This is a genomic window from Achromobacter anxifer, assembly GCF_903652925.1.
GTDB lineage: Bacteria > Pseudomonadota > Gammaproteobacteria > Burkholderiales > Burkholderiaceae_B > Achromobacter > Achromobacter anxifer.
On the sequence record NZ_CAHLAR010000020.1, the window covers coordinates 33,246 to 47,567 of the forward strand.

The 14,322-nt window shown below is 69.7% G+C and carries 12 protein-coding genes; 4 read left to right on the forward strand and 8 right to left on the reverse strand.

Features of this window, described 5'->3' with window-relative positions:
• Window positions 1-40: 40 nt before the first annotated feature.
• Both HWY37_RS33405 and ccmI read left to right on the forward strand, forming a co-directional pair.
• Entirely contained in the window at window positions 41-469 is a 429-nt protein-coding gene (locus HWY37_RS33405) for a cytochrome c-type biogenesis protein (RefSeq protein WP_176090828.1), read from the forward strand.
• Window positions 466-1,824, forward strand: a complete 1,359-nt coding sequence (gene ccmI, locus HWY37_RS33410; protein ID WP_176090815.1) for a c-type cytochrome biogenesis protein CcmI — start codon at window positions 466-468, stop codon at window positions 1,822-1,824. Before HWY37_RS33405 ends, ccmI begins: the two co-directional genes overlap by 4 nt.
• Window positions 1,825-1,874: 50 nt before the next feature.
• Here the strand turns inward: ccmI and HWY37_RS33415 are convergent, their stop codons facing one another.
• The 4 genes from HWY37_RS33415 to HWY37_RS33430 all read right to left on the reverse strand — a co-directional run bounded on the left by HWY37_RS33415 (window position 1,875) and on the right by HWY37_RS33430 (window position 7,673).
• Window positions 1,875-5,075 carry a tetrathionate reductase subunit A gene (locus HWY37_RS33415; protein ID WP_176090816.1) on the reverse strand — a complete coding sequence of 1,067 codons (3,201 nt, stop codon included), beginning with the start codon at window positions 5,073-5,075 and terminating at the stop codon, window positions 1,875-1,877.
• Window positions 5,076-5,177: 102 nt separating this feature from the next.
• Window positions 5,178-6,212, reverse strand: coding sequence for an NrfD/PsrC family molybdoenzyme membrane anchor subunit (gene nrfD, locus HWY37_RS33420; RefSeq protein WP_176090817.1), 1,035 nt, complete (start codon window positions 6,210-6,212; stop codon window positions 5,178-5,180).
• 19 nt (window positions 6,213-6,231) lie between these two features.
• Window positions 6,232-7,002, reverse strand: coding sequence for a sulfate reduction electron transfer complex DsrMKJOP subunit DsrO (dsrO, locus tag HWY37_RS33425; protein ID WP_175210200.1), 771 nt, complete (start codon window positions 7,000-7,002; stop codon window positions 6,232-6,234).
• Between the two features lie 149 nt (window positions 7,003-7,151).
• Window positions 7,152-7,673, reverse strand: coding sequence for a DNA-deoxyinosine glycosylase (locus HWY37_RS33430; protein ID WP_246302476.1), 522 nt, complete (start codon window positions 7,671-7,673; stop codon window positions 7,152-7,154).
• Between the two features lie 174 nt (window positions 7,674-7,847).
• Here HWY37_RS33430 and HWY37_RS33435 point away from each other — a divergent pair, with 174 nt between their 5' ends.
• Together HWY37_RS33435 and HWY37_RS33440 are read left to right on the forward strand one after the other, a co-directional pair.
• Window positions 7,848-8,711: a pirin family protein gene (locus HWY37_RS33435; protein WP_176090819.1), complete on the forward strand. Its 864-nt coding sequence runs from the start codon at window positions 7,848-7,850 to the stop codon at window positions 8,709-8,711.
• Window positions 8,712-8,898: 187 nt separating this feature from the next.
• On the forward strand, window positions 8,899-9,927 hold the full coding sequence (locus HWY37_RS33440) for an AraC family transcriptional regulator (protein WP_176090820.1): 1,029 nt from the start codon (window positions 8,899-8,901) through the stop codon (window positions 9,925-9,927).
• A 45-nt stretch (window positions 9,928-9,972) separates the two neighbouring features.
• Here HWY37_RS33440 and HWY37_RS33445 read toward each other — a convergent pair whose 3' ends face one another.
• The 4 genes from HWY37_RS33445 to HWY37_RS33460 form a co-directional block, all read right to left on the reverse strand.
• A complete protein-coding gene (locus HWY37_RS33445) occupies window positions 9,973-10,869 on the reverse strand; it encodes a SphA family protein (protein WP_175210206.1) in 897 nt (298 codons plus the stop codon).
• Window positions 10,866-12,476: a phytoene desaturase family protein gene (locus HWY37_RS33450; RefSeq protein ID WP_176090821.1), complete on the reverse strand. Its 1,611-nt coding sequence runs from the start codon at window positions 12,474-12,476 to the stop codon at window positions 10,866-10,868. The genes HWY37_RS33445 and HWY37_RS33450 overlap by 4 nt, the downstream gene beginning before the upstream one ends.
• 65 nt (window positions 12,477-12,541) lie before the next feature.
• On the reverse strand, window positions 12,542-13,069 hold the full coding sequence (locus HWY37_RS33455) for a flavin reductase family protein (protein WP_175210210.1): 528 nt from the start codon (window positions 13,067-13,069) through the stop codon (window positions 12,542-12,544).
• A complete protein-coding gene (locus HWY37_RS33460) occupies window positions 13,066-14,307 on the reverse strand; it encodes a styrene monooxygenase/indole monooxygenase family protein (protein ID WP_176090822.1) in 1,242 nt (413 codons plus the stop codon). Before HWY37_RS33460 ends, HWY37_RS33455 begins: the two co-directional genes overlap by 4 nt.
• Between the last annotated feature and the right edge of the window lie 15 nt (window positions 14,308-14,322).

Consider the following 14,322-nt stretch of genomic DNA (forward strand, 5'->3'; position numbering starts at 1 on the left):
TGGCCTGTTCCGCACCGCGCTGGCCGGCCTGCTGCTGGGCATGGCTCTGGCCCTGGCCGGCGCCGCGCGCGCCCAGGTGCACGCGGCCGCCACATTGCCGCCTGTCCTGGAACAACGCGCCGACAAGCTGGCCCACGGACTGCGTTGCCTGGTATGCCAGAACCAGACGCTGGCCGAGTCAAACGCGCCGCTGGCCCAGGACATGCGCAAACTGATCCGCGACCAGTTGGCTGCGGGCCGCAGCGACGCGCAGATCATGCGTTTCTTTGAAGACCGCTATGGCGACTTCGTACGCTACGACCCGCCCTTCAAGCCCATCACCTGGCTGCTGTGGCTGGGACCGTTCGCGCTCCTGGCGCTGGGCTTCCTGGTGCTGGCGCGCACGCTCAAGCGCCGCGCCGGCGCGCGCGCGCCCCTGACGGCCGACGAACGCGAGCGCGCGGCCCGCTTCCTGGATACCGGCTCATGACCGCGCTCTGGCTCACCGTGGTGGTACTGCTGCTGGCGACCCTGCTGTGCCTGATCCCGCCCTTGCTGCGGCGCGCGCCGCCCGCGGAAACCGCAAGCGACGCCAACGTGCGCGCCTTCTATCTGGCGCAGCGCGAACAGCTGCGGCGCGACATGAACAACGGCAGCCTCAGCGCGCAAGCGCTGGCGCGCGCGGAAGAAGAGTTGCAGCGCGACCTGCTGCAGGACCTGGACCTGCGCCGCGCAAAAGCCGCGCCCTGGACCGGACAGCGCGCGGGCCTGGCGGCGGCCTGCCTGCTGACCGTGCTGATCCCCGTGGCGGCCGTGCTGCTGTACGGCCAGCTGGGCAATCCGCGCGCGGCGGCCAGCGTCAGCGCCGGCCAGCCGGCCGAACCGCACGCGGGGGAAACGAACCAGGACATGACGCTTGCCATCAACGCGCTGGCTCAGCGGCTGCGGGCGGCGCCCGATGACGCCGACGGCTGGTACATGCTGGCGCGTTCGTATGAAACCCTGGGCCGCTACACCGATGCGGTGGCCGCCTACCAGCAGGTGCTGCGCCTGGTGCCGGGACAACCCGCGGTGCTGGCCGATCTGGCCGACGCGCTGCTGTCGGCCAACCAGGGCGCGCCCGACGCCGCCTCCATCGCAGCGGTGGCACAGTCCCTGGCGGCGCAGCCGGACCAGCCCAAGGCGCTGGCCCTGGCCGGCATGATGGCGCTGCGCCGCGGCGATGCGGCCGAGGCGCTGGCGTATTGGGAACGGCTGCAGGCCCTGCTGCCGCCCGATTCGGAAGCGGCGCGGCAGATCCAGTCCAATATCGCGCAGGCGCGCGCCATGGCGGCGGCGCCGGCCGGGACATCCGCCACGGCCTCCGCCGGCTCATCCGCCACGGCCTCTGCCGGATCATCCATCGATGCGCCGACAGGCGCGCCCGCTAAAACACCCGCTGCTTCCGCAACCCCGAATCCAGCCTCCGCCTCCACACAGCCCGCCGCGAGTGCGCCGGCCGCCGCCCGCATCAGCGGCCGCGCCAGCATCGCCGGCGCGTTGCGCGACCGCGTCCAACCCACCGATACCGTGTTCATCCTGGCGCGTCCCGAACAGGGTTCGCGCATGCCGCTGGCCATCCTGCGCATGCAGGTTTCCGACCTGCCCCGCGATTTCGTGCTGGACGACAGCAGCGCCATGTCGCCCGACGCGACGCTGTCGCGCGCCGACAAGGTGCGGGTGGAGATCCGGGTCAGCCGCTCTGGCACCGCGGCCGCCCGGCCGGGCGACCTGGGCGGCTCCCTGTCCGGTATAGGCATTCACGCCAACGGCCTGGAATTGGTGGCCGATACCGTGACGCCCTAGCGTTCCGTCCGGCATCGGCCGAACAGAACGCCGCCTCCAGCGCTATCCGCTCAAACCCGCTCGATTCGCGCCGGCAGGCCCTGGCGCACCGCGGCGCCCGAGACCCAGTCGATCCAGACGTTGGCATGCTCGCCGCGGGTGGCGTCGCCGAATCCCAGATCGTTCAAGTTCACGCCCGCGCCCAGCGCCGGATCGTGCGGCATGGGTTTGCCATCGATCACGTGGGCGCGCGCGCCAAGCTCGGTGTGGCCGTAGCCGTGCTCGATGCCCACCGCGCCCGGCTGGATGCCATCGCGCAGCAGCGCCAGCCCGGTCACCGCGCCGCCAGGCGTCACGATGCGCACCGCGTCGCCATTGCGGATGCCCAGGCGCTCGCCGTCCTGCCGGTTGATCGACACCGGATTGTGCGGATGCACCTGACGCAGGCGGTTCACGCCGATGGACATGGAGCTCATCAGGTTGGACTTGAAGGAGCTGAGCAGGAACGGCCAGTCCTTGCGTTCGTACTGAGCTCTCATGTCGCGGCCGTCGGCCAGGCGCGTCGGATACCAGGTGGGACAGCCGCTGTAGCGTTCGCCCGTCATGGAATGGCGGAAGCCCGCCAGTTCCTCGCTCCAGACCTGCAGCGGCTTGGCGTGGGCGGCGCGCGTCTGCCGCGCCCCGCTGTCGCCGACCCAGGCGTCCTCCATCCTGTCGAAGCGTCCGCCGCGGCTCATCAGCATGGCGACCTGGCGCCATTCGCCCGGCTTGAGCTTCTGTTGCAGCAGCGCGCTGTAGCGGTCGACGCCGGTGAGCGCCATGTCGTCGTCGCTGGCCTCTGGCACGGGCTTGCCGGCCGCGTAGGCGATGTTGGCCATGCCGCGCAGGAAGAAGTCCTCGGGCGTGTCCAGCGCATACTTGGCGCCGTCCTTGTCCGAGATGGCGCCGGCGCCAAAGCCCGGCATGTCCAGCCGCTTGGCGCAGGCGATCAGGAAGGTTTCCAGGCAGACCGGCTCGTCCGTGGCCGTGCGCGCCACGCGCGGCTGCACGGCGGGCCAGCGCACGGTGGAGGCCTTGGCGACCACGTCCGCCCACGGCGCCGACACGCCCCAGCTTTCATAGGTGACCGTGTCCGGCACGATGTAGTCGGCCAGCGCATTGGTCTCGTTGATGAAGGGGTTGATGGACACCGACAGCGGCAGCAGGCGCGGGTCCTTCATCTTGTCGATGATGACGCTCTTGAGTCCCGCGATGCCGTAGATCGGGTTGCTCATATGGTTGAACCAGACCTTGGCGTGGTACGGATAACCCGCCAGCGCGGACGCCAGCATTTCCGAGCTGAGCCCGCCGGTGGCCGGATACCAGGGCGCCGCCGCCGGATAGGCCGGCTGGCCAGCCGCCTTCTTGCGCTTGAACTCGCTGGACTTCTCATAAGGGAAGCGGTTGCGCGACAGGCCCACGCCCTTGGGCGTGGCGCGGTTCGCAAAGCCGGCGATGTTGTAGCGCGGCCCCTGGCCGTAAGGCGGGAACGGGCCGGCGTCCAGCACCAGGCCGCCTTCCACGTTGAGGTTGCCCACCAACGTGTTCAGCATGGCAATGGCATAGGCGGTATAGAAGCCCGAGCCGCTCATCGTGCCGCCGTGCGCGTCGGCCACGGCACGCTTGCCGTAGCTGGTGAAGCGCTCGGCAAGCGACGCGATCTTGGACGCGGGCACGCCGCTCAGTTCCGCGTATTCGTCCAGCGTCTTGCGGCGCGCTTCCTCGCGCAGCAGCGACAGCGAACTGCGCACGCGCAGCGCTTGCGGCGCGCCTTCCATGCCGGACGCGGAGACCGCCTCGTCCACGAACAGCGCGGCGGGCGCGGCCGAGGTGTGCGGCGCCAGCGTGCCGTCCTCCAGGCGCACCACGTACACGTCCTCCCATTTCTCGTCCGCGTCGGCCGGACGCGGCCAGCCCAGGTCGGCGCCGCGCAGGAAGCTGCCCAGGCGCGGATGGCCGGGTTCCGCCACCACCAGATGGGTGGCGTTGGTCCAGGCCGCCTCGCCCGCGGCCTTCATGGCGTTGGGACCGGGCTGCGCCAGCGCGCGCGCGTCGTAGCGTTCGTTGTCCAGGATCCAACGGATCAGGCCCATGGCCAGGCCCAGGTCGCCCGCCGGATTGACGGGCACCCATTCATTGCCGGAGCCGGCCGACAGGCTGGACGAGGCCGGCAGCATGGGCGACACGACCACGTAGGTGAAGCCTTGCTCCTGCGGCCGCACGCGGGCCTCGGCCAGCTGGCGGGCCTGGCGCTGGAACGGGTTGCCGGCCTGCGCCGGCGCGGCGCCAATGAACAGACCGAAGCGCGCATTGTCCCAATCCGGCTTGCCGTGCGGCATGCCCTTGAGGTCGCCCAGCGCGGCGCCCGCGCCCACGCGGAAGCTCTGGCCGCAATAGGAGCCATGGTTGCTGAAGTTGACGGTGCCGAACGACTGCCCGGCGAAGCGCTGGATCAGTGGAGTGCGTCCTTCGTTGGACGCGTCGGTGAACAGGAACTGGTTGACCTTGGCGCCGTACTCCGGGTTCTGCGGATCCAGCGGCGTCTCCCGGTCGTAGATGGCGCGCAGCCCATCGACATGGCCCTCGCCGAACAGATCGCCGCCTTCGCACACTTCCTGCACCAGCTGCTCGAAGGAAATGGTCTGCCACTTGCCCTCGCCGCGCTTGCCCACCCGCTTGAGCGGCTGCAACACGCGGAAGGGGCTGTTCATCTGTTCCAGCATGGCCGAGCCGCGGGCGCAGGAGGTGGCGCGCCCTTCCAGGCCGTTGTCGCCGCCCAGCTGCGCGTAGACGTCGCGCACCGGCACGTCCATGGACGCCGGCCGGGTCGTGGCCAGCGGATGATAGGGGTTGCCGGCCACGCGCAGGATGCGGTTTTCCTTCGTGTCCACGCGCAGCCGCACGCCGCACTGGGTCCAGCAGCCCAGGCAGCTGGAGGGGCTGACCGTCTGGCCCGGCTGCGCGCTGAGCGCGCCCGTCAAGGGGTCGATGCGGAATTCCGGCGTCAGCGAATTGCCGCGCACGGCATGCGCCGTGGGCACGCCGGCCGTGCCTTGCGCCAGGCCCTTCACGGCCCGGACCACGGTTTCGCCATAGCCGGCGGCGAAGGCCGCCATGCCGCCGGCGACCACGCCGCCGCGCACCATCAGCTTGCGCCGCGCCTCGTCTTGCGGCTGGTCCGGCGTCCCGTCCGGCGGGGCGCCATGCTTGTCGTCTTCGTGTTGCTTGTCCATTGCGATCTATTCCAGGTTCTTTGGCCTCGCGGCAGCGGCGCCAGCGCCTGCCCAGGCAGCCGTTTCCCGGCCTGCGCGAGGCTTCTTCAGTGTCAACAGGCCCTAGGCCGCCAGGCCCCGCGTGCGCGCCGGGAACAGCTCCAGGGCGTAGGTCACGGCGGCGACCAGCGCCACGCACAGGCCCAGCACGCCCGCCATGCCCAGCAGGCCGTCGCTGCCCCAGGGCATGTCGTACAGGTAGAGTCCGGCGCCGTACTTCGGCACGCCCTGCACGCTCATGAAGACCACCCAGCGGAAGATCCAGGCGGCGGCCAGCATGGTCAGCGCCAGCGCGGCCGAGGGCAACGGCGCGGCCAGCGTGCGCGCCGGACGCTGCAGCAGCGCGATCATGCAAAAACCCGTGGCCACGGCGCCAGCCAGGCTGACGCGCCAGATCGGGAACTCCGCGAACAGGCGCAGCGCGGCGTCGAACGAAGGGTCCATGCCCAGCAGGCCCAGCAGCATCCAGGCGCCCGCGCCCAACGCCATCATCACCACCGCCGTCACGCTGAGGCTGCGCAGCAGCTCCACCGGCATGGCCTGCGTGCCGCCGCGCAGCCAGCGGCCCACCAGGAACATGGCTCCCAGCGCGCCCAGCCAGGCGGTCAGCGCGAAGTTCACCGGCAGGAACACCGTGTGCCACAGCGGCCGCGAACGCAGCACCATGACTTCGGCGCCGGTGTAGACCAGGATGGACAACGCCGACACCGCCAGCGCCATGCCCAGCACGCGCACCCAGCCGATGCGGCCCCACCACCAGGCGGCGCAGAACAGCAGCGCCAGGGTCACGAACACCGGCAGCAGCAAGGCGCCCAGCCACATCCACGACCAGGGCGTGATATGCGCGTAGAAATGCCAGAAGCGGCCCGGCTGGTGCAGGTCCGCCAGCAGCGACACGGGCGCGGCGATGGCGCTGACCAGCAGCACCGTCACGGCCGCGGGCAACAGGCGGCGCGCGGGCGAGCCCGCGCTGCCGAAGGCCGCGAAGGCGGCGGTCAGCGCGGTGGTGGCGGCGATGCCGATGAGGAAGAAATACTGCACGGCCCAAGGCAGCCAGGCGGCGTCGTAGACCGGCGTCAACAATTCAGAGATCTGCATGCTTATCCCCTTCGATGGCTCAATGGCCGCCCGCCAGCCGCACGCCGGCCTGGCCGTCGACCTGATGGACGAACGCATCGGGCAGGCCGATGTAATAGACGTGGGGATCGGTCTTCATTTCGGGCTTGAGCACCTTGATGTCCTGCTTGTGCTCGGCCAGCAATTGGGAAATGGCGCTGTCGGGATCGTTCAGGTCGCCGATGACGCGCGCGCCGCCCACGCAGCTTTCCACGCAGGCCGGCAGCAGTCCCGCTTCCAGGCGGTGCTCGCAGAAGGTGCACTTGTCGGCGGTCTGCGTCTCGTGGTTGATGAAACGGGCGTCGTAGGGACAGGCCTGCACGCAATAGGCGCAGCCCACGCAGCGCTCGTTGTCGACCAGCACAATGCCGTCTTCGCGCTGGAACGTGGCCTGCACCGGACAGACCGGCACGCAAGGCGGGTTGTCGCAGTGGTTGCACAGGCGCGGCAGCATCACCATGGACGCCGGATCGCCGTTGTCCGGCGCGACTTCGTACTGCAGGACGGTGGTGCGGAACTGCCCGATCGGCGGCAGGTTCTCCATGGAACAGCTGACCGTACAGGACTGGCAGCCGATGCATTTGCGCATGTCCACGACCATGCCATAGCGCTTGCCCGGCATGCCCGGGCGACGCGGCGGCTGGCCATTGATGCCGACGGCCTCGGCGCGGATGGGGATGACGGTGGCCGCGGCCCCCAAGCCCAACAATCCCTTCAGAAAGCCTCGTTTACCCGGTAGTGGCGGTTCCGGGGGGCTGGCGGGGGTACTCATAGTGCTTCTCCAAGCGATGATTCTGTTACAGGAATTAACTTATCACTTGGAGTTATATAGAGGCTTGATAAGTATCAAACCGGGGACGGATAAGAGCGAAACCGGGAACGCAATGCCTGCGTCCCGGCCCGGTCCTCGCCTGGAAACCGTCAATCCGCGAGCTTGAGCGCCCTGCTCCAGGCAGCCAGCTTGCGCTCGAAGGACGCCGCCGCATGCGCCGGGCTGGTCGACGGCAGATCGATGTACTCCAGCGGCACGGCCAGACCGGGCAGTACATGCCGGCGATAGAGCGCGGCGGCCTTGCCGCCGTTGAAGCAGACCCGGACGATGGCCGGATGGCGTTCCAGGAATGCGGCGAAATCGTTGGCGACCAGGGTGTCGCCGCGGATGTCGGCATCCAGGCTGCCGGGGCGTTCGCAGGCCTGCAGCACGTCCCACAAGGCCACGCCAGCCGCCTGCAGGGCCAACAGGCGCTGGCCGTATTCCAGGCCGGGATCGAAGCCGAAAATGCTGGCCGCGATGGGCCAGAAGGCGTTGCGCGGATGGGCGTAATAGCGGGCCTGGCGCAGCGAAGCCACGCCCGGCATCGAGCCCAGCACCAGCACGCGCGCATCCGCCGCCGCCACCGGGGCAAAGCCCTGGACCTGGTCTTCCTGCCCCGCGGGGGCCATGTGTTTGCTATCCGCCATTCCCGCAGGATACGCGAGCCGCGAGTTCCCGCCCCATCGTCCGATACATGGAACGGTGCTTATCAATGCGGGGGACTACCGCCAGCGGGCTTGCGCCCTTATCTTCTTATGTATGACGAACGGCCCCGTAGGGGCCCCGCAACAGGAAATACGACCATGAAGAAGATTCTCGGATTGCATGCCAGCCCCCGTCCCCACTGGGTGGGCGACGGCTTCCCGGTGCGCTCCATGTTCTCCTATAACGACAAAGGCAAGAACACCAGCCCGTTCCTGCTGCTGGACTACGCCGGCCCGGCCCAATTCGAGCCGGCCGAGCAGCCCCGCGGCGTCGGGCAGCATCCGCACCGCGGCTTTGAGACCGTGACCATCGTCTACAGCGGCGAAGTCGAGCACCGCGATTCCACCGGCAACGGCGGCGTCATCGGTCCCGGCGACGTGCAATGGATGACGGCGGCCTCGGGCATCCTGCACGAAGAGTTCCATTCCCACGCCTTCACCCGCAAGGGTGGCGAGCTGGAGATGGTGCAGCTGTGGGTCAACCTGCCCGCCAAGGACAAGATGGCGCCGGCCGGCTACCAGGGCATCCTCGACGCGGACATCCCGGCGGTGGAACTGCCGGACGGCGCGGGCACGCTGCGCGTGATCGCGGGCAACTACGCGGGCCATGCGGGGCCGGCGCGCACCTTCACGCCGATGGACGTGTGGGACGTCAGGCTCGCCGCAGGCAAGTCGGCGACCTTCCCCGTCGCCGAAGGCCGCAACAGCATGCTGGTCGTGCTGCGCGGCACGGTGCTGGTCAACGGCGAAACCGTGGCGCGCGACGCGCAGCTGGCGCTGTTCTCCCTGGAGGGCGAGGACATCACCGTCGAAGCCAACAACGACGCGGTGTTCCTGGTGCTGAGCGGCGAGCCCATCGACGAACCGGTGGTCGGGTACGGCCCCTTCGTGATGAACACGCAGGCGGAAATCGTCGAAGCCATCCAGGACTTCAACGCCGGCCGCTACGGCAAGATGCACTGAGGCAACGGGGCCGGCTGGTTACGGCCGGCCCTGGCCGCCTGCCCTCCGGTTTCCTGCACCCGGCGGACAGCCAGCGCAAAAAGCGGATAGAACTCCCCGTTCCTGGACGGGTTTTCCACCAGTCCCCCAGAGCCGGCGCAGCTTTACTATCAAAGCCTTCAAGGCCCCGGCACTGGAGTTCCCCGCCATGCTCGACACGATGCAGTCCGCTACCAGCACTTCTTGGCCGCCGGCCGGGCCGCGGATCGAGTCGGTCCTGGGCCTGCCTGCGCAGCAATTGTTCGCCTCCGGCGATCTGGACGAGGCCCGCTCCATGGTCGGCCGGGTGATGCGCCCGCATCACCTGGGCGTGGTCGGCGCGCTGCAGCGCCTGGATGCGCGCATGCATCACCAGCCGCTGGGCGAGGTCTCGTTGAACCGCCTGCGCTACGGCGCCCAGGTCGAGATCCGGCCCGGCCCGCTGGAGGACTTCTTCCTGGTGCAGATGCCGCTGTCGGGCTGCGCCCGCATCAGCAGCGGTCCGCAGCAGCTGGATTCGACGCCCGAGGTCGCCTCGGTGGTCAGCCCGGACGACGACCTGGCGATGCGCTGGGCCGACGACAACGACCAGTTCATGCTGCGCGTCGGCCGCTCGCTGCTGGAACGCACCCTGGTGGGTCACCTGGGCTGTGCGCTGGACCGGCCGCTGCGCTTCCAGCTGGGCTTTCGCTGGCGCGAGTGCCCGGCCTGGCGCTGCCTGATGAGCTATCTGCTGGACTGCTCCACGCAGCACGCCGACCTGGCCACGCACAAGCTCATCGTGCATCAGATGGAACAGCTGGCCGCCGCCACCCTGCTCTCGGCCCAGCCCCACAACTACACCGGCGTGCTGCCCGGCCGCCGCGGCGCGGTGCTGCCGCGCCACGTGCGCAGCGTGCAGGACTATCTGCAGGCGCATGCGCACGAACCCGTCAGCGCCGAACAGCTGGCGCGCATCGCCGGCGTCAGCGTGCGCAGCCTGTATGCGGGATTCAAGGAGTTCCTGGGCGTCAGCCCCATGCACTACCTGCGCGACCTGCGCATGGAACGCGCCCGCGCCGAGCTGGTCTCGGGCGAAAGCCGCAACATCGCCGGCGTGGCGCTGCGCTGGGGCTTCGCCCACATGGGGCGCTTCAGCGCCGGCTACAAGGAACGCTACGGCGAAAGCCCCAGCCAGAGCCTGCGCCGGCTCGGCTGAGACGGCGGGCGCGGACCGCCCGCGGCCACGCCTGGATCGAACCGATCAGAACGGTATCCCCAGCTTCACATACAGCTGCGCCCCTTCGGGCCGGTTCTTGACCTTGAAGTCCTGCTGCCACTTGGCCGTGAACAACCAGCCCTTTTCATTCATGTAGCGCACCGACGGGCCGACGCCGAACCCGCGGGCGCGGCCGGCGGCGCTGTTGGGGCCGCTGTCGTCGGTCACCTGCTGGAAGGCGTAGCCGCCCACGCCCAGCACCCAGCCCTTGCCCACGCCCCAGCCCAGCGCGTAGTCGGCATGCAGGGCCTGGCCGGAACGGGTGTCGGTGGCGGAATTGGTGAAGTTGAAGTCGTACATCACTTTCAGGTCGGCGTTGAAGCCGTCCGGACTGATGCGGCTCAACGCGAACACGGGCTGCGCGGTCCAGTAGTTCTTGCCCAGGCTGGAGGGGTCCTTGCGGTCGTACTTGCCGGTGGGCGCGTACATGTCCAGCCCGACCACGTAATGCAGGGATTCGGACGGGTGGTAGCCCAGCGCCACGCCCAGCGTCATGTCGCCCAGGCCGGTGCTGCGGTTGCGCTGCCCGGCTGCCTTGGCGGTCACGTCCAGCAGCGGCGCGATGGCGTGGAAGGCCAGCTGCCCGCCCATGACCTGCTGCTGCGTGACCCAGATCAGGCGCGGCGCCAGCACGTTGACGTCCACCTTGAAGCCCGGCACCGGCACACGCTCGCCGTCGTTGCCGCGCAGCGTGTCGTAGCGCGCGCCGCCGCCATAGACCAGCATGTGCACGCCCGGCGGCGGCAATGCCCCCGACATGAAGTTCTCCAGCCCGTCCGGGTAGATGCCCAGGCCGCCGCCCTCGGTGGCCTGGGCCCCCGCGCTGGCCAGCGCCAATGCCGTGACGCTGGCCAGCCGCCGGAGTTTCAGGTGTCCGCTCATGTTCCCCTCCTGCCTATTTGTTGTGCGACGAGATAGCCGGATCCGCCCCCAAGCCCGGGGCCCGGGTGGGTGGCGGCGCCGATGTGAAAGAGATTGCTCAGCGGCGTGCGATGTCCGCGCGCGCCGTGGCCGCCAGCAAAGGGCCGCAGCCAGAAGAACTGGTCGGGAGAACACACGCCCGAATAGGGATCGCCTCCCACCAGGTTGCAGTTCAGCCCTTCCAGGTCCGCCGGCGAATAAGCGCGGCGCCCGACGATACGGCGCGACAGGCCCGGCATCACGCGCTCCATGCGCGCCTGCACCCGGTCGGCCATCGCCTCGCGCAAGGCCTCGTTCCAGCGGCCGTCGGCGGGTGCGGCCAACTCGCCTGCGGCGTCGCCCTTGATCCGGGTCGGCAGCTCTTGCATCTGCACCCACAGGATCCAGCCGCCTGGCGGCGCGCGCGTGGGATCCGCTGCGACGGGCTGGCCGATGGCCAGCGTGGGGCGCGCGGGCAGCAAGCCGTTGTTGGCCTCGGTGACGGAGGCGCAGACCTGCTCCATGCTCTCGGTCAGGTGCACCAGCGGCACGTGGCGCAGCTCCGGAGTGAGCCAGTCCGGCGGCGCGTCCAGCGCGAAGTGGATCTGCATGCCGCCGCGGCCGTAGCGATAGTTGGCGGCGCGCTCGCGCATGGCCGGCGGCGCATCGGGCAGCAACTGCCCGTACAGCTGGCCCGGCGCCACGTTGCAGACCACCGCCTCCGTGGCGCGATACTCGCGCCCCGCCGCCACCACGCCCACCGCCCGGCGGCGGCGGCCGTCGCCGCGCGTCAGGATGCGTTCGACCTCGGCGCCGGTCTGCAGCCGGCCGCCATGCCGTTCGATGACGGCGGCCAGCGCGTCCACCACGCCGCTGCCGCCGCCCTTCACCACGGGCATGCCGCCGGCCACCACCGCCGCGAAGGTCAGCTTGCCGATCAGCGCGGAACAGGCGTCGTCCGGTCCCAGTCCGGTGTGCAGCACCCAAGGCGCGATCAGGGCGCGCGCCGCGTCCGAGCGCAGCGCGCGTTCGGACCAGCGGCGAAAGCTCTCCATCGAGTCTGCGGCGAACGACGCCAGGCCGTCCATGCCGCGCTTGCGCCATTCGCCGAACAGCAGCTTGAGCATGCCGGCGCCGTAGGGGTTCTGGCCCAACAGGCCGAAGGTCAGCGCGGCATCCTCGCCGAACAGGCGCTGCGCCATGGCGCCGAAGGCCGCGCCGTCGCCGGGCGCCCAGGCGTCGAGCCGCCGCGCGCTGTCCGCCACGTCCTGCTTCAAGGCCAGGCCGGTGCCGTCCGGCAACACCAGCCCGGTGGAATATTCGCCCTGCATGAACTCCAGTCCGGCCTCGCTCAGCGCGGGCTTGAGCGCCGCGTAGGCGGGACTGCCGACGAACAGCGGATACCAGCAGGACAGCACGTCGTGGCGGTAGCCTGGAAACAGTTCTTCCGTGCGGATGCATCCGCCCAGCCTGTCGTTGCGTTCCAGCACCAGGACGGACTTGCCGCGCCGCGCCAGCAAGGCCGCGCACACCAGCGAATTCATGCCGCTGCCGACGATGATGACCTGCGCCTCTGACTCCAGGGGCATGATGCGCTCCGATGGGAAACAGGCCGCACGGGCCCGTGGACATTGAAAGGAATGGCGCGCGAGCCCTATGCGGCGCTCAACGCGGTGAAGCGTCCGGCATGGAACACCAGGGGCGTCGCCGCCACGCTGGCCACGCGCAGCACCCGGCCGAACAGCAGCAGGTGGTCGCCCGCGGGGCTTTGCTGGTCGTTGGCGCAGACCAGGGTGGCCACCGCCCCCTCGATGGCGGGCACGCCTTCCGGCACGTCGTGCACGGGCGCCCCCGCGAACTTGTCCGGCACCGCGGAACTGGCGAAACGCAGCGCCAGCTCTTCCTGGCCGCAGGCCAGCACGCTGATGGTGAAGTGGCTGCAATCACGGAACGCCGCCAGGTTGGGCGAATGGTTCACCAGACTCCACAGCACCAGCGGCGGGTCCAGCGACAGCGAGGCGAAGGAGTTGATGGTGAGCCCGACGCGGCGGCCGTCCGGACAGCGCGTGGCCACGATGGCCACGCCCGTCGGATAGCTGCCCAGCACGCCGCGCAGGACCTTGGGATGCAGATCGGTGCAGCCCCAGTCCAGGGGCAAGCCCGCCGCGCAATCCGGCTTCATGCCGCCGCCCGCGCCGGCTGCGCCGCGATGAAGGCTTCGCAGGCCGTCGCGTCGCCCCACCAGGGAAACAGCGACGGCGGATGGTTGAAGCCGTTGGCGATGATGCTGGCCAGCGCCGGCGTATGGTCCGCCGCCTGCAACAGCTTGAGCAAGTGCGGCGCCGGCGGCAGCAGCATGGAATTGGTCCACTCCACCACCGCGCCGCCGTAGTCCCAGAAGCGCTCGAAGGTGCGCTGCATCCAATCGGCCGTGTAGGCGCCGTCGCCATGCGCCAGGATGGCGTCGAGATAGACGGCGCAGGCCTTGGTGGCATTGTTCGAGCCCTGGCCGGTGATCGGGTCGTTGGTCACCACCGCGTCGCCCAGGCCGAACACCAGGTGGCCGGACGGCAGGGTCAGCACCGGCTTGCGCACGGTGGGCGCGAAGCTGCCGGCCAGGATGCCATTGGCATCGGTCAGCTCCACCGCGCTGCAACGCTCGGCCTCCCAGGGCAGATAGGTGTGCAGGATGTGCAGGCTTTGCGCCAGGTGCTCCTGCGGCGACCTGATGTCGCGCCAGCAATCCATCGGGCCGCCCGGCACGCCCTCGAACACCATGATCTCGCAGGGACCGCTTACGGTCAGCGCGGGAAACACGAAGTACTCGCCCACGCCGGGAATCAGGTTGAAGGCGACGCGCGAATAGTCCGGCGCGGGACGCATGCCGTGCACATAGGTCAGCGCCAACGCGCGCTGCGGCCGGTCGAAGCGCGAGCGCAGCGCATCGCGCTCGAACAGCTTGACCACCTCGCCCTTGCCCGCGGCCAGCAGCACCAGGTCGTGCGAGGCCGCCAGCAGTTCCAGTTCGGCCACGCCGCCGTCCTGGATCAGCAGCCTGCCGCCGCGCGCCGCGAACAGCTCCATCCAGGCCGGCATCTTGATGCGCTGGTCCACCGCCTGCGCGGAGCGATCCAGGCGCGCCACCCAATCGATCAGCTTGTGCCCGGGCCGCTCCGGATGCGGTATCGCCAGGCCAATGCCGTCGACGGTCGGGCACTCGGCTTCCCACTGGTTCAGGCCCAGGTTGCGTTCGATCTGCAGCGAGGCATCGAACATGCACTGGCTGGACATCACCTTGCCGCGGCGGATGTCGTCCGGTTCCCGATTGGTGACCACGGTCACCTCATAGCCCTTGTCCAGCAATCCCAGCGCCAGCGGCAGGCCCGCCTGCCCTCCTCCCACGATCGCGATTCGACGCATGTCTGTACTCCTTTT

Coding starts and splice junctions, on each gene's coding strand:
- HWY37_RS33445 (WP_175210206.1), bottom strand. CDS start 10,869: ATGAGCGGACACCTGAAACTCCGGCGGCTGGCCAGCGTCACGGCATTG.
- HWY37_RS33415 (WP_176090816.1), bottom strand. CDS start 5,075: ATGGACAAGCAACACGAAGACGACAAGCATGGCGCCCCGCCGGACGGG.
- dsrO (WP_175210200.1), bottom strand. CDS start 7,002: ATGAGTACCCCCGCCAGCCCCCCGGAACCGCCACTACCGGGTAAACGA.
- HWY37_RS33430 (WP_246302476.1), bottom strand. CDS start 7,673: ATGGCCCCCGCGGGGCAGGAAGACCAGGTCCAGGGCTTTGCCCCGGTG.
- HWY37_RS33435 (WP_176090819.1), top strand. CDS start 7,848: ATGAAGAAGATTCTCGGATTGCATGCCAGCCCCCGTCCCCACTGGGTG.
- HWY37_RS33455 (WP_175210210.1), bottom strand. CDS start 13,069: ATGAAGCCGGATTGCGCGGCGGGCTTGCCCCTGGACTGGGGCTGCACC.
- HWY37_RS33440 (WP_176090820.1), top strand. CDS start 8,899: ATGCTCGACACGATGCAGTCCGCTACCAGCACTTCTTGGCCGCCGGCC.
- HWY37_RS33460 (WP_176090822.1), bottom strand. CDS start 14,307: ATGCGTCGAATCGCGATCGTGGGAGGAGGGCAGGCGGGCCTGCCGCTG.
- nrfD (WP_176090817.1), bottom strand. CDS start 6,212: ATGCAGATCTCTGAATTGTTGACGCCGGTCTACGACGCCGCCTGGCTG.
- HWY37_RS33450 (WP_176090821.1), bottom strand. CDS start 12,476: ATGCCCCTGGAGTCAGAGGCGCAGGTCATCATCGTCGGCAGCGGCATG.
- HWY37_RS33405 (WP_176090828.1), top strand. CDS start 41: ATGGCTCTGGCCCTGGCCGGCGCCGCGCGCGCCCAGGTGCACGCGGCC.
- ccmI (WP_176090815.1), top strand. CDS start 466: ATGACCGCGCTCTGGCTCACCGTGGTGGTACTGCTGCTGGCGACCCTG.